Below are 22721 nucleotides of genomic sequence, written 5' to 3'. Positions count from 1 at the left end.
AAACCTGACCCCGCGTGGAAAAATCCAAGCGGGGGTTTTTATGTCTGATTATTTTTGAGCTGTGTTTTGATTGGCGGTTTACTGTCTCGAAACCGCCTACGAGCTACTCATCCTACATAGCGCACGCCTTAACCCTTTAAAAACCGCAACGTCTCATGCTCAACATCGACTTTGATGGTATCCCCGGCGACAAAGTTTCCGGCCAATATCTGCTGCGCCAACGGATTTTCAAGCTGTTGCTGAATCGCCCGTTTCATCGGCCTTGCGCCGTAAACCGGATCGAATCCCGCCTCGCCCAATAAATCCAGCGCTTCTTCTGAAATCTCAAAGCCGATTTCACGATCCTGCAAACGTTTACGCAGGTAGTCGATTTGGATTTTGGAAATAGCCCTAATCTGTCCGCGCCCCAAGGAATGGAACACCACCGCCTCATCGATCCGGTTGATGAATTCGGGGCGGAACTTGGTGCCGACGATGTCCATGACCGCCGTTTTCATGACCGAATACAGCGCTTCGCCGGACAGCGATTGAATCACATCCGAGCCCAGGTTAGAGGTCATCACAACGATCGTGTTCCTGAAATCGACCGTTCGGCCTTGTCCGTCGGTCAGGCGGCCGTCGTCCAGCACCTGCAACAGGATGTTGAACACATCGGGATGGGCTTTTTCGATTTCGTCCATCAGGATGACCGAATACGGTTTGCGCCGGACCAGCTCGGTCAGGTAACCGCCCTCTTCATAGCCGACGTAACCCGGAGGCGCACCGATCAGACGCGCCACGGAATGCTTTTCCATAAACTCGGACATGTCGATGCGCACCATCGCATCGGATGTGTCGAACATGAACTCGGCCAGCGCCTTGCACAGCTCGGTCTTGCCGACGCCGGTCGGCCCCAGGAACAGGAACGAACCGTTCGGACGGTTCGGGTCGGATAACCCTGCCCTGGAACGGCGGATCGCATTGCTGACCGCTCTCAGCGCTTCTTCCTGGCCGACCACCCGCTTGCTGAGTTGCTCTTCCATGTGCAGCAGCTTGTCGCGCTCGCCCTCCATCATTTTCGACACCGGGATGCCGGTCCATTTCGACACCACTTCGGCGATTTCCTCTTCGGTAACCTTGTTGCGCAACAGGGTCATTTTATGTTCTTCCGCCGGGGTGTCCGAATGCAATTGCTTTTCCAGCGCCGGGATAATGCCGTACTGCAACTCGGACATCTTCGCCAGATCGCCGGATCGGCTGGCCGCTTCCAGTTCGGTTTTGGCCTGCTCCAGCTTTTCCTTGATCGATGCCGAACCCTGCAACGAGGCCTTTTCGGCTTTCCAGATTTCTTCCAGGTCGGAATATTCTTTTTCCAGATCGGCGATTTCTTCTTCGAGAATTTCCAGGCGTTTTTTGGACGCGGCATCGGATTCTTTTTTAAGCGCGACCTGCTCGATTTTTAACTGAATCAAGCGCCGGTACAGTTTATCCATTTCCTCGGGCTTGGAATCGATTTCCATCCGTATGCGGCTGGCCGCCTCGTCGATCAGGTCGATGGCCTTGTCCGGCAACTGCCGGTCCGCGATATAACGGTAAGACAGGTTTGCCGCCGCGATGATCGCCGGGTCGGTAATATCGACGCCGTGATGCACCTCGTATTTTTCCTTCAGGCCGCGCAAGATCGCCACGGTATCCTCAACGGACGGCTCGTCAACCAATACCTTTTGGAAACGGCGCTCCAAAGCCGCGTCTTTTTCGACATATTTGCGGTATTCATCGAGCGTCGTAGCGCCGACGCAATGCAATTCGCCGCGCGCCAGCGCCGGTTTCAGCATGTTGCCCGCATCCATTGCACCTTCCGCCTTGCCCGCGCCGACCATGGTGTGCAGCTCGTCGATGAACAGAATCACCTGCCCTTCCTGTTTGGCAAGATCGTTTAACACCGCTTTCAGGCGCTCCTCGAATTCGCCGCGGAACTTGGCCCCGGCAATCAAGGCCGCCATATCCAAAGCCAAAACCTGCTTGCCCTTGATGCCTTCCGGCACCTCGCCGTTGACGATGCGCTGCGCCAGGCCTTCGACAATCGCGGTCTTGCCGACGCCCGGTTCGCCGATTAACACCGGATTGTTTTTGGTGCGCCGCTGCAAAACCTGGATCGTCCGGCGTATCTCGTCGTCACGGCCGATCACCGGGTCCAGCTTGCCTTGTTCCGCCCGCTCGGTCAGGTTGATCGTATATTTTTGCAAAGCCTGACGCTGCTCTTCGGCATTGGGATCGTCCACCGCCTGACCGCCGCGCATCGCGTCGATGGCTCTTTCCACCGCCTGCTTGGTGACTCCGGCTTTTTTAAGCATGTCCTGAAGCAGGCTTTTTTCTTCAAAAACAGCCAATAGGAACAGCTCGCTGGAGATGAACTTATCATTGCGCTTTTGCGCCAGTTTGTCGGTCAAGTTCAGCAAGCGCGATAATTCGTTGGAAATCTGCACGTCGCCGCCGGAACCGCTAACCGTCGCCAGCCTATCCAATTCCCTAAGCAGATCGGTACGCAGCAACTGCGTGTTGATGCCCATATGGGTCAGCAACGGCCTGATGCTGCCGCCGTGTTGATCCAGCAACGCCAGCATCACATGGATCGGCTCGATGAATTGATGGTCTTTGCCCAAAGCCATACTCTGTGCATCGGCCAATGCCGATTGAAACATGCTGGTCAATTTGTCCATTCGCATAATATTTGCCTCATTAAGGAGTTTTTAAGTTGCCTCTAGCATGGGGGATAATCCGATTGTTTTCAAGCGGGCTGCTGAGGTAAAGCGGATAACGGCTCAAAACCGAGAGCGATTGATTTTTTTGCCCGGCAGCAACGAACTTAATAAAGCTTTTCTTCCTACGCGCTATGGTTACAGCTATTAAATTCGTACTATTCAGCAGCCAAAAACAAAACGCTGGTGAAGCCGAGTGTATGATGGATAAGATTTTTCTTGTTTGAAAAAACTTTGCGCTTAAACTCTGGCTGCAATAATTTTCTTAGTCATCGCCTATACTGAAGCCGGCCTGGAGATCACCGATTGAACCTGGACTACGCCACCCTTGACCTGTTGCGCCAAAACCATCCGGCTTGGCGCCTGCTGAATTCGCCGCATGCGCCGCTGGTAGCGAGCTTTCTGCAACGCGTATTTATCGTGCCCAACGTGCGGGTAATGGCGCAAGCGGATTTAGCTGAAACACTGGAAGACGAACTGTTCGCCCTGCGCGAACGATTGGGAGCGGAGGCATTCCCGAAACCGGCGCTGGACTACCTCAACGATTGGGCGGGCGCCGACAAGGGCTGGCTGCGTAAATTCTATGTTCAGGGATCGGACGAGCCGCATTTCGACCTGACCCCGTCCACCGAGAAGGCCATTGCCTGGCTCGGGACGCTGGCCGAGCGCAGTTTCGTGGGTACCGAGTCGCGCCTGCTCACGCTGTTCGAGCTGCTCAAGCAGATGAGCGAAGGCAGCGAGACCGACCCGGAGGCGCGTATTGCCGACTTGCACAAGCGCCGCGATGAAATCGATGCCGAGATTAGGCGTATTCTGGCTGGAGATATTCCGTTGCTGGACGACACGGCGCTGAAAGACCGCTTTCAACAGTTCATTCAGCTGGCGCGCGAGTTGCTGACCGATTTCCGGGAGGTGGAACACAACTTTCGCGGCTTGGATCGGCGCGTGCGGGAACGCATCGCGTTGTGGGAGGGCTCCAAAGGCGCACTGCTGGAAAAAATCATGGGCGAGCGCGACGCCATTGCCGACTCCGACCAGGGCCGCAGTTTCCGCGCTTTTTGGGATTTCCTGATGTCCAGCAGCCGCCAGGAAGAACTCTCAAGTTTGCTTGAACGCGTATTGGCCCTGCCCCCGATTGCCGAACTAGGGCCCGACGCCCGCACCCGGCGCGTACATTACGACTGGCTGGAAGCCGGCGAACACACGCAGCGCACGGTGGCCCAGCTTTCGCAACAGTTGCGCCGCTTTCTGGACGATCAGGCCTGGCTGGAGAACCGCCGTATCATGGACATCCTGCACGGCATTGAGGCCAAGGCGCTGGCGCTACGGGAATCACAGCCGCCGGGAATAATAACGGATATTGCCGATACCGCCGCCGACATCGAGTTGCCGATGGAACGGCCGCTGCACACTCCGACCGTCAAGCCGTTAATCGCCGATATAGAACTGGAATCGGGCGATGCCGACATGGATGCGACGGCGCTGTATTCGCAAATCGTAATCGACACGGCGCAATTGAGCAGGCACATCCGCCACGCATTGCAGGACCGCTCGCAAGTGACCCTGCATGAGCTGTGCAAGATGCAGCCGCTACAACATGGCTTGGCGGAGCTGGTGGCGTACCTGCAACTCGCCGGTGATAATTTCAAGACGGTGGTGGATGAAGAGACAATCGACATCATCGCCTGGATACGCACAGGGAACGATGGCCTGGAATATACGAAACAGGCGCATTTGCCGCGCGTGATCTTTATGAGGTAAAAATGACGGAACAAGAACCTGAAAACTCCGCAGCAACGCATGACTTGTCGTCACAGGTCATACTTCTGCTCAAAGGCGTAATTTATCAGGAAGCGGACGCAGGCCTCTGGAATGCGTTGCTCAACCTGCAAGCCCGGGTGCGCGACTATGTGGCGGTACTGGGCCTGGAACTGGTGCTTGACGAAGCTGAGGGCTATGCCTTCCTGCGCTCGCGCCAGGAAACCGGCGATGACGCAACGCCAAAGCTTCCGCGCCTGATTGCCCGGCGTCCGCTATCGTTTCCGGTAAGCCTGCTGCTGGCATTGTTGCGCAAGAAGCTGGCCGAGTTCGACGCAAGCGGCGGCGACACACGGCTGGTGCTATCCAGGGATGAGATCGTCGAATTGGTTCGGGTATTCCTGCCCGACAGCAGCAACGAGGCCAAACTGATCGACCAGATCGAGACCCACCTGAACAAGATCGTCGAACTGGGCTTCCTGCGCAAACTTAAACCGGCCGCCGGACAAACTACCGCATTCGAGTTGAGGCGCATCCTCAAGGCCTTTGTCGACGCGCAGTGGCTGGCGGATTTCGATACGCGGCTGGCGGGGTATCAGGCACAACTCAGTACGGCTGCCGCCGAAGAAGGCCCGAACAGCAATGTACAAGGAGGTGTGTCATGACAAATCAGCAGGACAGCCGATTTGCACCACGAAGTGGCCCGAAGGGTGCCGCACAAGGAGGTGCGGCATGAATGATCAGCAACTGAGCCTGGATTTCACGAACGACGATACGCTGTCGGGCTTCCGCCTGCATCGCCTGGAAGTCTTCAACTGGGGCACCTTCGATGGCCGGGTGTGGGCGCTTAATCCCGACGGGAAGAACGCCCTGCTGACCGGCGACATCGGCTCGGGCAAATCGACGCTAGTCGACGCCGTCACAACGCTGCTGGTGCCGGCGCACCGGATCGCCTACAACAAGGCCGCCGGGGCCGACAGCAAGGAGCGGTCGCTACGCTCCTATGTGCTGGGTCATTACAAGTCCGAGCGCAACGAGGTAAGCGGAACCGCCAAACCCGTGGCGCTACGCGACCACAATAACTATTCGGTGATACTGGGCGTTTTTCATAACGCGGGCTACGACCAAACGGTGACGCTGGCTCAGGTTTTCTGGATGAAAGATGCGCAAGGCCAACCGGCGCGCTTTTTTGTCGGTGCGGAACGCGCATTGTCGATTAAAACGGATTTTACCCAGTTCGGCGCCGACATCGGCGGGCTGCGCAAGAAGCTGCGAGGCTTAAACGCCGAGCTGTTCGACAGCTTCCCGCCTTATGGCGCCTGGTTCCGCCGCCGTTTCGGCATCGATAACGAACAGGCGCTGGAACTGTTCCATCAAACGGTATCGATGAAATCGGTCGGCAACCTGACTGACTTCGTGCGCAGCCATATGCTCGAACCTTTTGATGTTGCGCCGCGCATCGCAGCCTTGATCGGCCACTTCGACGACCTGAACCGGGCCCACGAGGCGGTGTTAAAAGCCAAGCGACAGGTCGAATTGCTTACGCCGCTGGTCGCCGACTGCGGACACCATGCGTCCCTCGCGGCGCAAGTCGAAGAACTCCGCGCCTGCCGCGAGGCGCTGAGATCCTACTTCGCGAAGCTGAAATTGGGCTTTCTGGACAAACGTATCGCCGGTCTTGCCGATGAATGGAGAAAACAGGACGCCCAAGTCAAACGGCTCGAACAGTTCCGTGACGCGCAACGAATCGAGGCGGACGAACTTAAACGCAGCATTGCCGATAACGGCGGCGACCGTCTGGAGCGCTTGACTGTCGAGATTCGCAACAAGGATCAGGAACGCCAGGCCCGCGAACGTAAAGCGCAACGTTACGCCGAATTGGTGCGCACTGTCGGCGAAAGCGAGCCTGGAGATGAGTCCGGTTTTCTTGCCCAGCAACAGCGTTTTCTGGCATTGACCGAAGTGGGCAGGGAACAAGATAACCGTCTGCAAAACAATCTGACCGAGCACAGCGTGAGTTTGCGCCAAGGCATGCAGGAACACGAAGGCCTGACCGCCGAAATCAACAGCCTGAAAACCCGGCGCAGCAACATTCCGGATGAACAGGTAAAAATGCGTGGCGCGTTATGCTCGGCCCTTAATTTATCCGAAGAAGAGATGCCGTTTGCCGGCGAACTGCTGCAAGTGCATGACGACGAGCGCGATTGGGAAGGAGCGGCCGAACGGCTGTTGCGAAACTTCGGCCTATCGCTGCTGGTGCCTGACCAGCATTACGCGGAAGTCGCCGAATGGGTCGATAGGACACACCTTAAGGGACGCCTGGTTTATTTTCGGATACGCCAAGGCGCTCGCGGCGAATTGCCCAACCTGCACCGGGATTCCCTGGCGCGCAAACTGGCCATCAAACCCGACTCGCCTTTTTACGATTGGCTGGAACGCGAGCTGGCGCACCGTTTCGACGTGGCCTGCTGCGCGACGCACGAGCAATTCCGCCGTGAGACGCGCGCCATCACGCGAGCGGGCCAAATCAAAGCGCCCGGCGAACGCCACGAAAAAGACGACCGCCACCGGCTGGATGACCGCAGCCGTTACGTGCTGGGCTGGACCAACGCGGAAAAGATTGCCACGCTCGAAGCCAAAGCAAGGCAGTTGGAGGCAAGTCTGGCTGAACTGGGCAGCCGCATCGGCAAAATTCAGGCGGACAGGGACGCGCTCAAGGAACGCCTTGAAGCGCTGTCGAAACTCGACGAATACGCCGATTTTCGCGAACTCGACTGGCAGCCCCTTGCCGTGGAAGTGGCTAAATTAACGGACGAAAAACAGAAGCTGGAATCCGCTTCCGACGTGCTCAAGCAACTGACCGAACGGCTGAATGAGATTATTGCCGCATTGAACAGCACGGACGCCCAGCTGGAGGATCGCAAGGACAACCGTTCCAAGGCCGAGCAGAAGAAATCCGATGCGGAAACCCTGTATGCCCAAACGCAGGCGGTTATCGATGAACCGGCCTATGCAAGCCACTCCACCTATTTCGAAAGGCTTGAAAACATAAGGGCTGACGCGTTAGGAGAGCATCAACTCACCGTCGAAGCCTGCGATAACCGCGAACGCGACATGCGCGACTGGCTGCAAAAGCAAATCGATAGCGAAACCAGGAAACTCAGTCATTTGGGAGAGCGGATCGTTAAGGCGATGACCTCATACAAAGAGGCGTTCAAGCTGGAGACGGCGGAGGTCGATGCCGCCATTGACGCGGGTTTCGAATACCGCAGCATGCTCGACAAACTACAAGCCGACGACTTGCCGCGCTTCGAAGCGCGCTTCAAGGAGCTGCTGAACGAGAATACCATCCGCGAGGTGGCGAACTTTCATTCTCAGCTGAACCGGGAAAGAGAAACCATCAAGGAGCGCATTACCCGCATCAACGAGTCGCTGAACCAGATCGACTACAACCCCGGCCGCTATATCGTATTGGAAGCCCAGCCGACGCCGGATGCCGACATCCGCGATTTCCAGACCGAACTGCGCGCCTGTACCGAAGGCGCGTTGACCGGTTCCGACGACAGCCAATATTCCGAGGCCAAGTTCCTTCAGGTCAAACGAATCATCGAACGCTTTCGCGGACGCGAAGGACAGTCCGAACCGGACCGCCGCTGGACCGCCAAGGTCACCGATGTGCGTAGTTGGTTTATATTTGCCGCCAGCGAGCGCTGGCGCGAGGACGACAGCGAGCACGAGCATTATTCCGACTCGGGCGGCAAATCGGGCGGTCAAAAAGAGAAGCTGGCCTACACCATCCTGGCCGCGAGCTTGGCCTATCAGTTCGGCCTTGAATGGGGAGCGATACGTTCCCGCTCTTTCCGTTTCGTGGTGATCGACGAGGCGTTCGGGCGCGGTTCGGACGAATCCGCGCAATACGGCCTGCAACTGTTTAAACAACTCAACCTGCAACTTTTGATCGTCACTCCCTTGCAGAAAATCCACATCATCGAACCTTTCGTCTCCAGCGTGGGATTTGTCCACAACGAGGAAGGCCGCGCATCCAAGTTGCGCAATCTGTCGATTGAGGAGTACCGCGCCGAGAAAGCGAGGATGTCCTGATGACGCACGGCAACTGGACCACGCCGGCCGATTTGCGCGCCCAGGCGCTCAAGCTGTGGGATCGAGGCGAATTGCCGGCCAGTCTTGTGACCGGCGCACCGCTATTCCCGAAGCGTTTGACGCTTAAATGCCCTACGTCGGCCGAGATGGCCTCCCGCTTTGACGAGGTACGCAGCTGGATCGGCGAGCTTCGGATGATGTCTCACTGCCGTGTGGAGATGCGCGAGTTTAAGCATCGGGTATTCGGCGCAAACGCAGTACCTCACGAGGCATGGATAGATACCTTGGAAGACGCCTTGGCGCTGATCGGTAAACGGCGAGACGCCGCCCGCTTCACTGCATTGATTGATTTAACATGCGAGAAACAGCCGCTCGCCCTGGCGTGGCTGGCTAAACGGCCAATGCGCGCACTGGAGCTTGGCGACGACTGGAGTCTGCTATTGGAAATCGTGGCTTGGCGGCTGGCTCATCCATGTCCTGGCGTGTACTTAAGACAGATAGACATCCCGTGCGTACACAGCAAGTTTATCGAAGCCCATCGCGGCGTGCTTTCGGAATTACTGGACATCGTCTTGCCGCTTGAGGCAATTGACCAGACGGCATCCGGCGCAAGCCAATTCGCCAAGCGTTACGGGTTTCGCGACAAACCGATGCGTATCCGCTTTCGCGTTCTCGATCCAGAGCATAGCCTGTTAGCGGAGCCCCTTTTACAGGATATTACCCTTGATGCGGAGAGCTTTGCCCGACTCGATACCGATGTCACGCATGTGTTCATCACCGAGAATGAGATCAACTTCTTGGCCTTTCCGCAGGTTAAGAATAGCCTGGTCATCTTCGGAGCCGGATACGGGTTTGAAATGTTAAGCAAAGCAAAATGGCTTTCGCGCTGCCGCATTCATTATTGGGGCGATATTGACACCCACGGCTTCGCTATTCTTGATCAGCTTCGCAGCCGGTTCGATCATGTCCGGTCATTCCTGATGGATCGCGCCACTTTGCTGGCGTTCGAATCGCAATGGGGCGAGGAAGAGAAACAGACGCTACGCGACTTGCCCAGGCTGAACCCTGATGAGATGGCGCTTTATGATGATTTACGCGACAACCGGATAGGCAAAAATCTGCGTCTTGAGCAGGAAAGGATAGGCTTCGGTTGGGTCGAGTCCGCGTTATCGGCGCTGGTATAGGTTTATTTTCTTGGTGTTACGCGTAGAAAACGGCGAGAGTGCTGGTTCAGTACACTGTCTATAACTTGCTTTTATTGCCGTGAAGGAAAGAGAATTTTCATAAAAACGTTGTTCCTTCGCGCTACCTCCTGAAATCCTATAATTTCAGTAGAACCCATACTGCGGTTTTGCAGGATGTGCAATCCGTGACCGAATAGTTAGATTTATCTTCAAGTCCTTCATGGTAAAAACAAATAACATTCTTGGAATCGGCCCCATCAGTTACAAACCCGCTTAAGCGGAAAATGACAACTGAAACAACTGCCCTTGCCCAATTCGCTGACTATGCTTAACTTGGCGTCATGCCGCATCAATACATGTTTGACGATAGCCAAGCCCAGACCGGTACCGCCGACTTTCTTGGCGCGCTTGACTTCAGACCGGTAAAACCGTTCGGTAACGCGCGGAATATCGACCGCAGCAATGCCTTCGCCCTGATCCTCCACGTCCAGCACGATGCTGTCTTTAGATCGATGCCAGCGCACTTTAACCACGGAATCTTCCGCTGAATATTTAAGCGCATTACCCAACAGATTGGTAAAGGCGCTGCGCAACTCCTGCTCTTCGCCAACGATGTGCGCATCGGTTTCCAGGCTTAATTGAATCCGGGCGGAAGGGCAGCCGCCTACAGGCTGAAGACGAGGGGCGGAAGCGTTGCCCTTCATGGTCTCCGCTTCCTTGCAAATCTGGTTTAATAAAGCCGGAACATTAACGCACTCGGTTTTCTTCTGCTGGGTTTCCAGGCGTGTCAGCAACAGCAAATCGTCAACCAGATGCTGCATCCGCTCAGTCTGTCCCTGCATTTGCTGAAACGAGGTGGTCAATAACGGCGACTCGCCGTCATCCATATCCTGCAAGGTTTCCAGGTAACCTTTCAGCACGGTCAACGGCGTCCTGAGTTCATGCGATACGTTAGCGACAAAATCCTTGCGCATCCTTTCCATTTTTTTCAGCTCCGTAACGTCCTGGGCCAATAGCAGGCGCAAACCTGCGCCATAAGTGATGATCCGCACGGCCAACGTGATACGGTTGTTTATCGGCGAAGGCAGTATGACGGCCTCGTTATAATTGCCGGATTTAAGGTAACGGATAAATTCAGGGAAACGGATAAGATTCGGAATGCGTTGGCCTTTATCCGACTGCTGTAAACCGAAAACTTCCCTGGCCGCTTTATTCGCCCACTCAATCTCGTCATTGGCGCCCAGAACGACGGCGGCATCCGGCAATGCTTCTGTCGACTGGCGAAACTGATCGACCATTTTGCTCAGTTTCTTTTTGCGTTTTCTTTCGTTTTTTTTGATCCGGTAAACATGGTAATAAATTTCTTCCCAAACGCCGTAAGTCTTGGGATATTTCGCCCTGCCGCCTGCCCGTATCCATTTCTCGAAACGGTTAATCTGGAACAGCTGGCGCATTAATATAGCCATCGTCAATAACAGCGCCAAGGGCATAAAAAGACCGGTCATGCCGCCCACGACCAACAAGGCTAGGAACAGCAGCAGTCCGGTAATAAGTTCTCTTTGCCAAACCCCCATATAGGTTACGACGCCATGACGGTAGGAGCGGTTGACGAATCCCCCACTGAAAACCGGTAGCCGAAACCGCGCACGGTTTGAACCAAATCCTCGCGGCCGTGTTCGCCCAGAATTTTACGCAACCTGCGTATATGCACGTCAACGGTACGTTCTTCAATGTATACGCTACGCCCCCAGACTTGATCCAGCAATTGAGTACGGTTGAATACCTTGTCGGGATGGGTCATAAAGAACTGCATTAAGCGAAACTCGGTCGGACTCACATCCAATTGTTTGTCGCCGATACTGAGCCGGTGCTGCTCGGTATCCAGGGTCAGATCGCCCAAGGTGATTTGCGCCAGGTCGTTTATTTTTCCGCTTCTGCGTAAAACGGCGCGGATACGCGCCACCAGCTCCTTCGGTGAAAAGGGTTTGGTCATATAATCGTCTGCACCGATTTCCAAGCCCCTCACCTTGTCCTCTTCCTCGCCTCGCGCCGTCAACAAAATAATAGGCAGATCCCGGTACATGGGATCCTTTTTTAAACGCCTGGCCCATTCGACACCGCTGACCCCGGGCAACATCCAGTCCAACAGAATCAAGTCCGGCAAAGCTTCATCAAGGAATTTTTGCGCTTCTTCCGCGTCCGCTGCCGCGATCGACCTAAAACCGGCCTGCTCAAGCACCATCATCAACATCTCTCTGATGGCGTCTTCATCTTCAACAACGAGAATATTTAAATTAGACATAATCAAATTAAGATAAGAATAAACGGGGTATTTTACCGAATGACATATTACCCTTTTATGACAAAAAAAATTGCTTATTGTCACGGCCAAATGAATGCGCGTTCGCCAAAAGAATTCCAAAACCCAGCTATTACGGGTATCATTCCAGCCAGCCTTGATACGTGTTAAGATCTTTTACAGCTTACCGTAGCCTCGACCTCAGCCGCAGAACTTCATCTTGTTAATGATTGAAATTTTACGCCGATATGGCCTCATAATACTGCTGCTCCCTAACTTGACCGTTTATGCAGACGCCCCTACTTGGGAAAACCCAAGCCAAGCCAGCCGAACATCGATAAATAATGCCGAACACCAAGAAAGCACCACCCAAAAAGGGTGGAATTTATTACTGGATTTAGCGTTTTTTGCCGGCTGGAACCAGAAAGCCGACAACATTTATGAACCCAGTTTCAGGCCGCAAAGCCCATTTAAACGGACTAAATATGTAATCGGCATCCATCCCCTGCATAACCCCAAGCGCTTATTTGAGGTTTACGCCCCCATTGTCGATTTCCTTAACGCCAACATACCCGAAGCCGATTTCATCCTGGAAGCGTCGCGCGACTATGACGAATTTGACAGAAAGCTTTACAGCGGACACTTTGATTTTGCGATGCCGAATCCTTATCAGACTGTCAACTCGCTTAAGCATGGCTATCGCGTGTTTGGCAAGATGGCCGATGACGATGATTTTCGCGGCATCATTCTGGTGCGCCGCGACAGCGGCATTAATACCGTTGCAGACCTCAAGGGCAAGGCCGTCTCCTACCCGGCGCCGACTGCGCTGGCGGCTACGATGATGCCCCAGCATTATCTGCATACCCACGGCCTTGATATTAACCGCGACATCGAAAACCGCTATGTCGGTTCGCAGGAGTCTTCGATCATTAACGTGTTGCTCGGCCATGTCGCAGCTGGAGCAACCTGGCCGGCGCCCTGGAAAACATTCTGCAAGGAAAACCCCCAGTTAGCCGACCAGCTCGAAGTCAAATGGCAAACCGAATCCCTGCAAAATAACGGCTGGGTGATGCGTAAAGGCCTGCCGGCAGAGCTGACCGACAAATTCGCCAAACTGCTGTTTAGCCTAGACCGTCATCCGCAAGGCCGGGAAATGCTGGCGCGTATTCCGGTTACCCGTTTTGAACCGGCCAATGACGACAGTTATGGACCGGTTCAGACTTTTATTGAGACCTTTATCAAAACAGTGCGGCCTTTAGATAAGGCCGACTAATCGTAACCGGGACATAATGCGCTACACTTTTTTCAGTGGTTCAATTCGGCATCAGTTAGCCTGGTCATTCGGCGGTGTTGCGCTAATCTTGATGATAGGGCTTGCCGGCATGCTATTCGAGCGGCAACGCAATTTTCTTTATAGCGCCGCCATCCAGCAGAGCAACTCCTTGGCCGTATCGCTGGCCGGCAGCAGCACATCATGGGTGCTCGCCAACGATATTGCGGGATTAAAGGAAGTGCTGCAAGGCTTTGCCGGCTTGCCCGATCTCGAACGGGCCTATATTTTATCGTTGCGCGGCGAAGTGCTGAGTTCTACGCGGCCAAGCGAGGCAGGACTGTTCGTTACCGACGCCTTGCATCAAAAACTGTTAAGTTCCCCGCCAAAAACCCAAGTGTTGCTCGCCAATACGCGTCAAATTGAAATTGCCGCCCCCGTAATGGCCGGGCAGCGTCACGTCGGCTGGGCGCGGGTAAGCATGACGATGAACGGGGTCAATGCCAACCTTCACTCCGTTGTGATCGTGGGCGTAAATTTTATAGCACTTGCAGCCCTGGCGATATTGATTGCCGCAATACTGTTGGCGCGAAGACTAACAAGAAGATTGCATCACCTGATGCGGGTAGCCGCAGAGGTCGAACGGGGACGCCTTAATGTCCGGGCGCATATTTCCGGTGACGATGAGGTTGGCGTACTCGCGCACGGTTTTAACCAAATGCTGGATGCGCTGTCCAATTCCGAACTGCAGCGGGAGCGGGTAAACCATCTGTACGCCGCATGGACCCAGAGCGCCGATATCATTGTGCGTGAATCGGACGAAATTAAACTGCTGACCGAGGTATGCCGGATCATCGTCAGTCATGTTGCGTTTAAACTGGTCTGGGTGGGCATAACCGAAACGGACGGCTGGGTGCGCCCGGTAGCCGTCAGCCACCCCAATTCCAGCTATCTCAGGAACATCCAGGTCTCTGTCGACGAGTCATTGCCGGAAGGACGAGGACCTATGGCGGAGGCAATCCGGCAAGGTGCACCGAAAATTCTTAATAACTTCCTTGATGAAGCCAAGACTTTACCCTGGCGCCCGATGGCGATTGCAGAACACATCAACTCGTCGGCGGCATTCCCGCTAATGCGTGGCGGTCGCTGCATCGGCGCTATTGCCGTCTACGCCGAGGAACGAGACTACTTTACCCCGGACCTGATTGACTTGATGCGCGGACTGACCGATGATCTTTCCTATGCGCTGGACAATTTCGACCGTGAAAAGCTACGGCTCAAGGCCGAACATGAGCTACGCATTGCGGCGGCGGCGTTTGAGTCTCAGGAGGGCATATTTGTCACCGACGCCGATAATAATATTTTACGCGTTAACAAATCGTTTACCGAGCTAACCGGCTACAGTGCCGACGAGGTTATCGGTAAATCCGCGGACATGCTCAATTCCGATCGGCAGGACAATGAATTCTATGCCGCCATGTGGAAGAACATCAATCGCGATAAATACTGGCAAGGCGAAATCTGGAATAAAAGAAAAAATGGCGAGGTCTACCCCGTATGGCTATGCATAACCGCTATCACCAATCCTGAAGGCTTGGTGATCAACTATGTAGACACCTTCACCGACATTAGCCAACGCAAGGCCGATGAAGAGCACATCAAAGATCTGGCTTACTACGACTCCCTGACCAAGCTCCCCAACCGCACGTTGCTGTTCGACCGGCTCAATCTGGCGCTGAACACCAGCCATCGTAGCAAGACTCACGGCGCGTTAATGTTCCTCGATCTTGATAATTTCAAAACGCTTAACGATACGCTGGGCCATGACCGGGGCGATCAACTGCTGATTGAGGTGGGACGGCGATTGCAAAACTGTGTGCGGGATGTCGATACTGTGGCCCGCCTTGGCGGCGATGAATTTGTGATTATGCTGGAATTTCTCGATGAACAGGAGATGGCGGCCGCCATCCAAGCCCACACAATTGCCGAGAAAATTCGTAATAATCTGGCTGAATTCTACATATTGAAGACCAACGTCGACCGCGCCGGCTCCCTACCCGCTGCGACACTCCCGCCATCCCTGGCGGTCGACCGCGCTGGTTCCCTACCCGCTGCGGCACTCCCGCCATCCCTGGCGGTCGAAACTAAACCGGAGTCTTTTATTGAACACTATTCTACCGGCAGCATTGGCTTTGTACTGTTTCTTGGCCACGAAACCAGCAGCGAAGAACTGCTTAAACGCGCCGATCTGGCCATGTATCAGGCTAAGCAAGCCGGACGAAATGTGATACGCGCTTTTATTCCCGAAATGCAGGAAACTTTAAACTTTCGCGCATCGTTAGAATCCGATTTGCGCAATGCGCTGGAGCGGAATGAATTGATCCTGCACTATCAGGTGCAAGTCGATGCATCAGGGCAACCGGTCGGAGCGGAGGCGCTGATACGTTGGAATCAGGCTGAACGCGGCATGATTCCTCCCGCCGAATTTATTCCGCTCGCAGAAGAAACGGGCCTAATTCTGCCTATTGGCCACTGGGTATTGAAACAAGGCTGTAAAACGTTGGTTGACTGGGCAAAACACCCTGAAACCCGCATGCTGAGGTTGGCGGTAAATATCAGCAGCCGACAACTCAGTCAGGCTGATTTTGTGGCGCAAGTGAGTACATTATTAGCAGAAACCGGGGTCAACCCCGCCCGGCTCAAATTGGAGATTACGGAGTCCGTCATCCTCGATAATGTCGAAGACACGATTGCTAAAATGCATGCCGTCAGGGACCTAGGAGTCAATTTTTCGATGGATGATTTCGGTACCGGTTATTCCTCTCTGTCTTATTTGCAAAAACTCCCCCTGGAACAGCTGAAAATAGACCAATCATTCGTCAGAAATATGGCTTTTAACAAACATGACTCGGCTATTATCCGAACTATTCTGGCTCTAGGAAAAAATCTGACCCTTAACGTTATTGCCGAGGGCGTTGAAACCGAAATTCAACGCGAATATCTGGCAAGTTTCGGGTGCCAGGTATTCCAAGGCTACTTGTTCGGCAAACCGGTTTCCGCCGATGAATTTAAACAGAGTTTACTGAAAAAATCGCCATTGTAATTTTGCTTTTGCCTGCGCAATCAAATCCTGTTAAGGCCGCCGCCAAGACAATTTAAGCCATTGATACAAAATAAACACATAACTGATGTTACGCACATAAAAAACCGCATTGCGCGCCATTCCTCACTAACAACATTTTTATTCCAACAGGACTTTAATTTCACCTACAATGGATTTTCAACCAACCCAATAAAGGTGATTCCAATGAAACATTTATATAAATCAATCGCTGTTTTGTTACTGTTGCTTCCGTTAAGCATGGCAAGTTCCGCTGCGGAACCGCAAAAAGCCGCCGAACCGGCAAAAGAAATGGGAACGCATCAGGGCATGGGGATGGGCATGACTGAAGAACAAAAAAATGCGCATATGCGCGCCATGCAGGACCACATGTTGCAGATGCATGACCTCTCGAATCAGATTTTGTCAGAGAAAGATCCCGCCAAAAAAGAAACGTTAAAAAACCAGCAATTGGATCTGATGAAGGCGCACCACGCTCAAATGATGGAACACCGCCAGCAACATAAAAAATAAAACGAATACAGGGAGTTTTAATCAGGAACCGTCTTATTCTCGCTTGTCCTCCAGGCTTACCGCCTGGAGGCGCAAACAAAGCGCAGGCCGCGAACTCAACCAATCATTTAAGGTGATCAATATGGGAATGTTGCAGGAGTTTAAAGAATTTGCCATCAAGGGCAACGCGATTGACATGGCCGTAGGCATCATCGTCGGCACCGCTTTCGGCAAGATTATTTCATCTTTAGTCGCCGACGTATTCATGCCGCCGATTGGCGTATTAATCGGCGGGGTAGACTTTACCAAACTGGCATTTACGATCAAGGAAGCTGCCGGGGATGCGCCTGCCGTAACGCTTAATTACGGTAACTTTATTCAGTCCCTGGTTGATTTCACGATTATTGCCTTTGTTATTTTCATCGCAATAAAGTTCATCAACAGCCTGAATAAAAAAGAACCCGTAGCGCCAGCAGCACTGCCGGAATCTTCCAAGGAAGAACTGTTATTAACCGAAATCCGGGATTTACTGAAGGAAAGAAAATAATACGAGCTGCATGCAAATCACGCGGGGCGCGCCTGTTTCCGCCAAAAAACAGGATCCGGATTGCTTAATAAACGTTCAGCAAACCGGCAGGCTTCGGCTAAATTATTTTCAGCATTTGCGCTTAACCCGTCGCCCAGTTCAAATTTATCGGCTTTGATGCTCAGCAAAAAACACGGCGGCGGTGTTTGCTTTTTTATCGATTGGTACACGTCTAAAACCGCCGCCGGGCTCATCGCGTGAGTCGTATAGCTTTTGTCCCTGACCGGCTCCAACACGGTAAAATCAAACGCATTGACGCAAGCTACCGACGCGTCGACAAACAACACCAAGCGCCTGTTTTCCAAATCCAATGCATGTTCGATTTGCAGCTGGAAGTCGGTCAGTATTTCAACGTCATCCAGATCGCAATGCCTTTCTGCATACGCCAGCAGCAACGGCCCCAGCGCATCGTCGCCGCGACTGAGGTTGCCGTAACCGAACAGCAAAACCGGTTTAGCCATGTTCCCGCTCGATTTGTCCGTCACTGTGTTTGACCAACTTGTCGATCAACTTACCTTCGGCATCGACCAACTCAAGTTGCAGAGGCATTTTTCCTACCGCATGGGTCGCGCAGGACAAACAAGGATCGTAAGCGCGTATCGCTACTTCCAGGTTATTCAATAACGGCTCGGTCAGTTCGCGGCCTGACAAGTATTCCGCCGCCACTTGCCGTACCGACTCATTCATCGCCATGTTGTTGCTGGTGGTCGATACGATCAGGTTGGCTTTGGTGACGATGTCGTTTTCATCGACTTGATAGTGGTGGAACAAGGTGCCGCGCGGCGCTTCAATCACGCCCACGCCTTCATAACGCTTTTCGCCTTGCGCGACCAGATCAGAGCCCATGATGTCCGGGTCATTGAGCAGCACCTTAATGCTTTCCGCGCAATGCAGGACTTCAATCAGGCGCGCCCAGTGAAACGCCAGAGTGCTGTGCACCATCGCTTCGCCGCTGTGCGCTTTAAATTCGACGCGGGCGGCTTCCGCCAACGGGGTATCGATATACTCGCAGTTATTGACCCGCGCCAACGGCCCGACCCGATACCAACCTTTTTCCTGCCCCAACGACAGCAGGTAAGGGAACTTCATGTAGGTCCAGGAGCGGACTTCTTCATGGATATAATCGTTATATTTGCAATAATCGATGTGATCCATAATGGTTTCGCCGTGCTCATTCTTGGCGCGGATGCCGCCGTGATAAAGCTCCAGAGCGCCGTCCGGCTTGGTCAAGCCCAGGTAATTGGTGCGCAGGGTCGCGAATTCATCGTAATAAGGCAGATTGGAGCAATGCACTTTCTTGATCAGCGCAACGGAACCCGCGGCCCAATCTATCATCTGGTCTATATCTTCCAGAAGATAATCGCGCTCGGCTTTAGTCAGCGATTTATTCATGCCGCCGGCAATCGCGCCGGTGCCGTGAACACGTTTGCCTGACACCATGCGGATGACTTCCTGGCCGTACTTGCGCAGTTTTACGCCCTGTACGCCGATGTCGGGATACTCGCCCAACACCGCAACAATCGAACGCTTGCTGATGTCGCTTTCGAAGCCGAACAATAAATCCGGGCTGGATAGGTGAAAGAAATGCAGGGCATGGGATTGCATCACTTGCCCGAAATGCAGCAAACGTCTTAATTTGTCCGCTGAAACGGGCAGGTAAGCAGGATCGATGCCGACCAATTGGTCTATGGCTTTGGCGGCGGCCAAATGATGGCTGACCGGGCAGATGCCGCATAAACGCTGCACCAAAACCGGCAGCTCCCAATACGGCCTGCCTTGAATGAATCGTTCGAAGCCTCGAAACTCAACGATATGCAATCGGGCTTGCTGGACTTTATTATCCTCGTCCAGCAATAAAGTGACTTTGCCGTGCCCTTCAACGCGCGAGACAGGATCGACGACGACACGTTTTAAACTGTCCCGGTTTTCAGCTGTTTCTAAATGTTCGTACATAATAATTCCCGTATTTGTTATCAGATGCCGGCTATATTTAATGGAGCACGGATGACACAGATAAGACGGATTTGAACGAATTTTTTATCGGTGTAGATCAGTTAAATCCGTGTCATCCGTGTGCTATTTTCTAAATCACCACATTACCATTGTTCAATCGTAATGAACCAACTCATAAGGCAACGAAGGTTCACGCCCTTCAATCAAATCGGTCAGGAATTTCCAGAATACGTCCGCAGACGGTGGGCAGCCGGGCAGGTAATAATCGATTTTGACGATTTCATGAATCGGATGCACTTGGTTCAACAGCAACGGCAATTCTATATCGCTGGGGATCTTCGGATTTTCCACGCCGATGCCGTCCAAATAAGCCTCGTTCAGGCATTCTTCGAGCGGGATATGATTGCGCATTGCGGGCAGTCCGCCGTTAATCGCGCAGGCGCCGACCGCAACCAGAATTTTGCAGTTATTACGAAACTCGCGCAATACGTGTACGTTTTCGGAATTGCACACGCCGCCCTCAATCAGGCCTATATCGCAGTTGGTGCAGTGTTCTATGTCGGTAATCGGCGAACGGTCGAACTCGACAACTTCAGCCAGTTGCAGCATCCGTTCGTCTATATCTAAAAACGACATGTGACAGCCGAAGCAGCCTGCCAGCGATGTGGTTGCTACTCTAATTTTATTCGCCATGTTTAAGATGCTCCGTCTCTAAACTCACTTGATCGATTTGTTTGTGATCGTAAATGCGCTCGCCAATCGGCACCTGATAACCGGTGCGTTTAATCAGAATCGCACCGGTAGGACAAATGTGCGCTGCTTGATCTGTCGCGTCTATATCAGTATCTTTCAACAACCCGCTTTCAGCATTAACGATTAAATGCTTGTGGATGCCGCGCCCGCTGATCGCAAACACGTCTTTACTATCTTTTTGCTGGCTGGCCCGAACGCACAATGTGCAAAAAATACAGCGGTTATGATCAATCATCACCTCGGCATGCGAAGCGTCTACTTCCCGATCAGGGTAAAACAGCGGGAAATGGTTGTCGAGCATGTTCAAGTGATAGGCAACAGCTTGCAGCTGGCAGTTGCCGGTTTTTTCGCAAGACGGACAAAAATGATTGCCTTCCACAAACAGCATCTGGGTGATTTTCTTCCGGTCGTCGATCAGCTCTTCAGTCTCATTCAGCACGTCCTGACCTTCCATCGCCGGATAGGTGCAGGCGGAACAGTTGCGCCCGTTTACTTTGACCGTACACAGCTTGCAGCTGCCGTGCGGGGTAAATTCCGGCTGATGGCATAAATGCGGTATATAGACGCCGGCGGCCATTGCCGCATCCATGATGGTCTGCCCCTCTTCGAAAGGGATGGTTTTTCCGTCGATAGTAATCGTTTTACTCATGTTCGCTCTCCATCTGAGTCTGAGCCAAATGCGCACCGGCATCGTCCCGATTCGCCATGCGCCGCGCCGTTTCCAGCGCGCCATCCAAATCGAATCCCGGTTCATAACTGATTTCTTTTAACCGGCTTTGGTACAAATCGGGATAGCGTTGCAGCGTCGTTAATATCGGGTTCGCGGCGGTTTGCCCCAGGCCGCAATGGCTATAGTTCTTAACCAGCTGACAGAGTTCTTCGAGCGCAACAACATCCCCCGCCGAACCGTGACCTTCGACAATCTTATCAACCTGCTTTTGCAGTAACGAAGTACCTACCCGGCATGGCGTACAAAATCCGCAGCTTTCATGAGCGAAAAAATGCGTGAAGTTATGGACCATGTCGAGAATGTTTCGACTGGCGTTGAAAATAATGAATGATCCGCCGGTGGCCAAATCCTCAAAAGCCAGCTTGCGGTCGAATTCCTGATTGGAAATAAAAGTTCCCGATGGTCCGCCTATCTGTACTCCCAGTACGTCGTCAGCTCCGCAATCGTTAAGAATGGTCTGGACGGTTACACCAAACGGATATTCATAGATGCCGGGACGCGTACAATCGCCGCTGATGCTGAGTATTTTTGTACCCTTTGATTTTTCAGTGCCGATATTTGCAAACCAATCTCCGCCGTTGACCGCGATGCCCGCCGCGGCCAAAAACGTTTCCACGTTATTGACGACGGTAGGTTTGCCCAGATAGCCTTGGGTGACCGGATAGGGAGGACGGTTGCGCGGGATACCGGCTTTGCCTTCCAGCGATTCGATCAGCGCGGATTCTTCACCGCAAATATAAGCGCCGGCGCCGAGGCAAATTTCAATATCGAAATCAACTCCTGCATCCTGAATATTATTGCCCAGCACCCCGTTTCGACGGCGCTGCTCCAAAATGTCTTGCAGCTTGTCGTAAAGATGCAAATACTCACCGCGCAAATACAAAAAGCCCTGCTTGGCTCCGATAATCGCTGCACACACGGTCATGCCTTCAAAAACCTGATCCGCGTATGAATTTAACAGCACCCTGTCCTTAAACGTTCCGGGCTCGCCTTCGTCGGCATTGCACACCACATAACGCTCGGTCTGTTGTTCTTCCGAACAGAATTGCCATTTCATCGCCGTTTTAAATCCGGCGCCGCCCCGGCCTCGTAAGCCCGATTTATCAATTTCCGCCAGTGTTTCCTTGACGCCCCGCTTTAAAGCCGATTTAAGCGCCGCGCCTTGTTCAAACTGTTGATCCAGCAATAAACCGGATTTGAGGATATTGTCATCGACCTGGAATAGCTCGCTCGGCCACTCTTCCAGTGGTTTCTGCTGATTAATCAGCTCTGCGATTTTATCAATTTTGGAACGATCCAGCCGGGTTAATGCGTAGCCGTTGACCAGACCGGCAGGGCCTTGATCGCACATGCCGGTACATGAAGTATTATCCAGGCTGACCACGCCGTCTTCCCTGACTTGGCCGACCGCAACAGCCAATTTATCGGCCAGATATCCGAGCAGGTTTTTCTTGCCCAACATATGATCCGTTATGGAATCGCTGATCAATAGCTCATATTGCCCTCTGGGGGACAGATGAAAAAAACTGTAGAATTCAACGACGCTGATGATTTGCGTCCGGGGAATGTTCAACAAGCCGGCCAGCTGTTCTATCGCTGCTTCCGGGATATAATGATAGCGGGATTGGATTTGTCTTAGCATCTGCAACAAACGCGTTGCCTGATAATGATTGTTTTCTGCGATACCCTGAATAAATTGTCTCACGTTATCTCCCTGGCCCTATCTTTCTTGATGT

At 53.2% G+C, this 22721-nt stretch carries 16 protein-coding genes; 8 read left to right on the top strand and 8 right to left on the bottom strand.

The genetic code is table 11. The features are described 5' to 3' along the window. Positions 1-128 precede the first annotated feature (128 nt). A complete protein-coding gene (clpB, locus tag V3O24_RS06130) occupies positions 129-2705 on the bottom strand; it encodes an ATP-dependent chaperone ClpB (RefSeq protein ID WP_331306605.1) in 2577 nt (858 codons plus the stop codon). Positions 2706-3044: 339 nt separating this feature from the next. Here clpB and V3O24_RS06125 point away from each other — a divergent pair, with 339 nt between their 5' ends. The 4 genes from V3O24_RS06125 to V3O24_RS06110 all read left to right on the top strand — a co-directional run bounded on the left by V3O24_RS06125 (position 3045) and on the right by V3O24_RS06110 (position 9781). Further along, positions 3045-4499: a DUF3375 domain-containing protein gene (locus V3O24_RS06125; RefSeq protein WP_104423067.1), complete on the top strand. Its 1455-nt coding sequence runs from the start codon at positions 3045-3047 to the stop codon at positions 4497-4499. Between the two features lie 2 nt (positions 4500-4501). Next, positions 4502-5161: a DUF4194 domain-containing protein gene (locus tag V3O24_RS06120; protein WP_331306604.1), complete on the top strand. Its 660-nt coding sequence runs from the start codon at positions 4502-4504 to the stop codon at positions 5159-5161. Positions 5162-5228: 67 nt separating this feature from the next. After that, on the top strand, positions 5229-8597 hold the full coding sequence (locus V3O24_RS06115; protein WP_331306603.1) for an ATP-binding protein: 3369 nt from the start codon (positions 5229-5231) through the stop codon (positions 8595-8597). Next, positions 8597-9781: a Wadjet anti-phage system protein JetD domain-containing protein gene (locus V3O24_RS06110; protein WP_331306602.1), complete on the top strand. Its 1185-nt coding sequence runs from the start codon at positions 8597-8599 to the stop codon at positions 9779-9781. Before V3O24_RS06115 ends, V3O24_RS06110 begins: the two co-directional genes overlap by 1 nt. Positions 9782-10038: 257 nt before the next feature. Here V3O24_RS06110 and phoR read toward each other — a convergent pair whose 3' ends face one another. Beyond that, positions 10039-11355 (bottom strand): phosphate regulon sensor histidine kinase PhoR, encoded by a 1317-nt coding sequence (gene phoR, locus V3O24_RS06105; RefSeq protein ID WP_331306601.1) that lies wholly within the window; start codon positions 11353-11355, stop codon positions 10039-10041. Between the two features lie 5 nt (positions 11356-11360). Further along, positions 11361-12083, bottom strand: coding sequence for a phosphate regulon transcriptional regulator PhoB (gene phoB, locus V3O24_RS06100; RefSeq protein ID WP_104423062.1), 723 nt, complete (start codon positions 12081-12083; stop codon positions 11361-11363). 274 nt (positions 12084-12357) lie between these two features. Between phoB and V3O24_RS06095 the strand changes: the two genes are divergently transcribed. From V3O24_RS06095 to mscL, 4 genes are all read left to right on the top strand, one after another. Then, entirely contained in the window at positions 12358-13353 is a 996-nt protein-coding gene (locus V3O24_RS06095) for a phosphate/phosphite/phosphonate ABC transporter substrate-binding protein (protein WP_331306600.1), read from the top strand. Positions 13354-13369: 16 nt separating this feature from the next. Continuing rightward, complete coding sequence (locus tag V3O24_RS06090; RefSeq protein WP_331306599.1) at positions 13370-16453, top strand: EAL domain-containing protein; 3084 nt, start codon at positions 13370-13372, stop codon at positions 16451-16453. Positions 16454-16513: 60 nt separating this feature from the next. Further along, positions 16514-16984 carry a hypothetical protein gene (locus V3O24_RS06085; protein WP_331306598.1) on the top strand — a complete coding sequence of 157 codons (471 nt, stop codon included), beginning with the start codon at positions 16514-16516 and terminating at the stop codon, positions 16982-16984. A gap of 121 nt (positions 16985-17105) precedes the next feature. Further along, entirely contained in the window at positions 17106-17510 is a 405-nt protein-coding gene (gene mscL / locus V3O24_RS06080; RefSeq protein ID WP_331306597.1) for a large-conductance mechanosensitive channel protein MscL, read from the top strand. Between the two features lie 17 nt (positions 17511-17527). Here the strand turns inward: mscL and V3O24_RS06075 are convergent, their stop codons facing one another. From V3O24_RS06075 to V3O24_RS06055, 5 genes are all read right to left on the bottom strand, one after another. Next, complete coding sequence (locus tag V3O24_RS06075) at positions 17528-18010, bottom strand: hydrogenase maturation protease (RefSeq protein ID WP_104423058.1); 483 nt, start codon at positions 18008-18010, stop codon at positions 17528-17530. Further along, positions 18003-19502: a Ni/Fe hydrogenase subunit alpha gene (locus tag V3O24_RS06070; RefSeq protein WP_104423057.1), complete on the bottom strand. Its 1500-nt coding sequence runs from the start codon at positions 19500-19502 to the stop codon at positions 18003-18005. The genes V3O24_RS06075 and V3O24_RS06070 overlap by 8 nt, the downstream gene beginning before the upstream one ends. A 153-nt stretch (positions 19503-19655) precedes the next feature. Next, positions 19656-20195, bottom strand: a complete 540-nt coding sequence (locus V3O24_RS06065; RefSeq protein ID WP_104423056.1) for an NADP oxidoreductase — start codon at positions 20193-20195, stop codon at positions 19656-19658. Then, complete coding sequence (locus tag V3O24_RS06060) at positions 20185-20904, bottom strand: 2Fe-2S iron-sulfur cluster-binding protein (RefSeq protein ID WP_331306596.1); 720 nt, start codon at positions 20902-20904, stop codon at positions 20185-20187. The genes V3O24_RS06065 and V3O24_RS06060 overlap by 11 nt, the downstream gene beginning before the upstream one ends. Then, positions 20897-22690 carry an NAD(P)H-dependent oxidoreductase subunit E gene (locus V3O24_RS06055; RefSeq protein WP_104423054.1) on the bottom strand — a complete coding sequence of 598 codons (1794 nt, stop codon included), beginning with the start codon at positions 22688-22690 and terminating at the stop codon, positions 20897-20899. The genes V3O24_RS06060 and V3O24_RS06055 overlap by 8 nt, the downstream gene beginning before the upstream one ends. Positions 22691-22721 lie beyond the last annotated feature (31 nt).

It is taken from the genome of Methylobacter sp. Wu8 (genome assembly GCF_036440755.1).
Classification (GTDB): domain Bacteria; phylum Pseudomonadota; class Gammaproteobacteria; order Methylococcales; family Methylomonadaceae; genus Methylobacter_A; species Methylobacter_A tundripaludum_A.
Note: the sequence above shows the minus strand (reverse complement) of the source record. Positions and strands in the feature narration are given on the sequence as shown.

What these genes read in the sequence shown, in the direction of transcription:
- clpB (WP_331306605.1), bottom strand. Translation starts at nt 2,705, where the DNA reads ATGCGAATGGACAAATTGACCAGCATGTTTCAATCGGCATTGGCCGAT.
- V3O24_RS06120 (WP_331306604.1), top strand. Translation starts at nt 4,502, where the DNA reads ATGACGGAACAAGAACCTGAAAACTCCGCAGCAACGCATGACTTGTCG.
- V3O24_RS06115 (WP_331306603.1), top strand. Translation starts at nt 5,229, where the DNA reads ATGAATGATCAGCAACTGAGCCTGGATTTCACGAACGACGATACGCTG.
- V3O24_RS06110 (WP_331306602.1), top strand. Translation starts at nt 8,597, where the DNA reads ATGACGCACGGCAACTGGACCACGCCGGCCGATTTGCGCGCCCAGGCG.
- phoR (WP_331306601.1), bottom strand. Translation starts at nt 11,355, where the DNA reads ATGGGGGTTTGGCAAAGAGAACTTATTACCGGACTGCTGCTGTTCCTA.
- phoB (WP_104423062.1), bottom strand. Translation starts at nt 12,083, where the DNA reads ATGTCTAATTTAAATATTCTCGTTGTTGAAGATGAAGACGCCATCAGA.
- V3O24_RS06090 (WP_331306599.1), top strand. Translation starts at nt 13,370, where the DNA reads ATGCGCTACACTTTTTTCAGTGGTTCAATTCGGCATCAGTTAGCCTGG.
- mscL (WP_331306597.1), top strand. Translation starts at nt 17,106, where the DNA reads ATGGGAATGTTGCAGGAGTTTAAAGAATTTGCCATCAAGGGCAACGCG.
- V3O24_RS06075 (WP_104423058.1), bottom strand. Translation starts at nt 18,010, where the DNA reads ATGGCTAAACCGGTTTTGCTGTTCGGTTACGGCAACCTCAGTCGCGGC.
- V3O24_RS06070 (WP_104423057.1), bottom strand. Translation starts at nt 19,502, where the DNA reads ATGTACGAACATTTAGAAACAGCTGAAAACCGGGACAGTTTAAAACGT.
- V3O24_RS06065 (WP_104423056.1), bottom strand. Translation starts at nt 20,195, where the DNA reads ATGGCGAATAAAATTAGAGTAGCAACCACATCGCTGGCAGGCTGCTTC.
- V3O24_RS06060 (WP_331306596.1), bottom strand. Translation starts at nt 20,904, where the DNA reads ATGAGTAAAACGATTACTATCGACGGAAAAACCATCCCTTTCGAAGAG.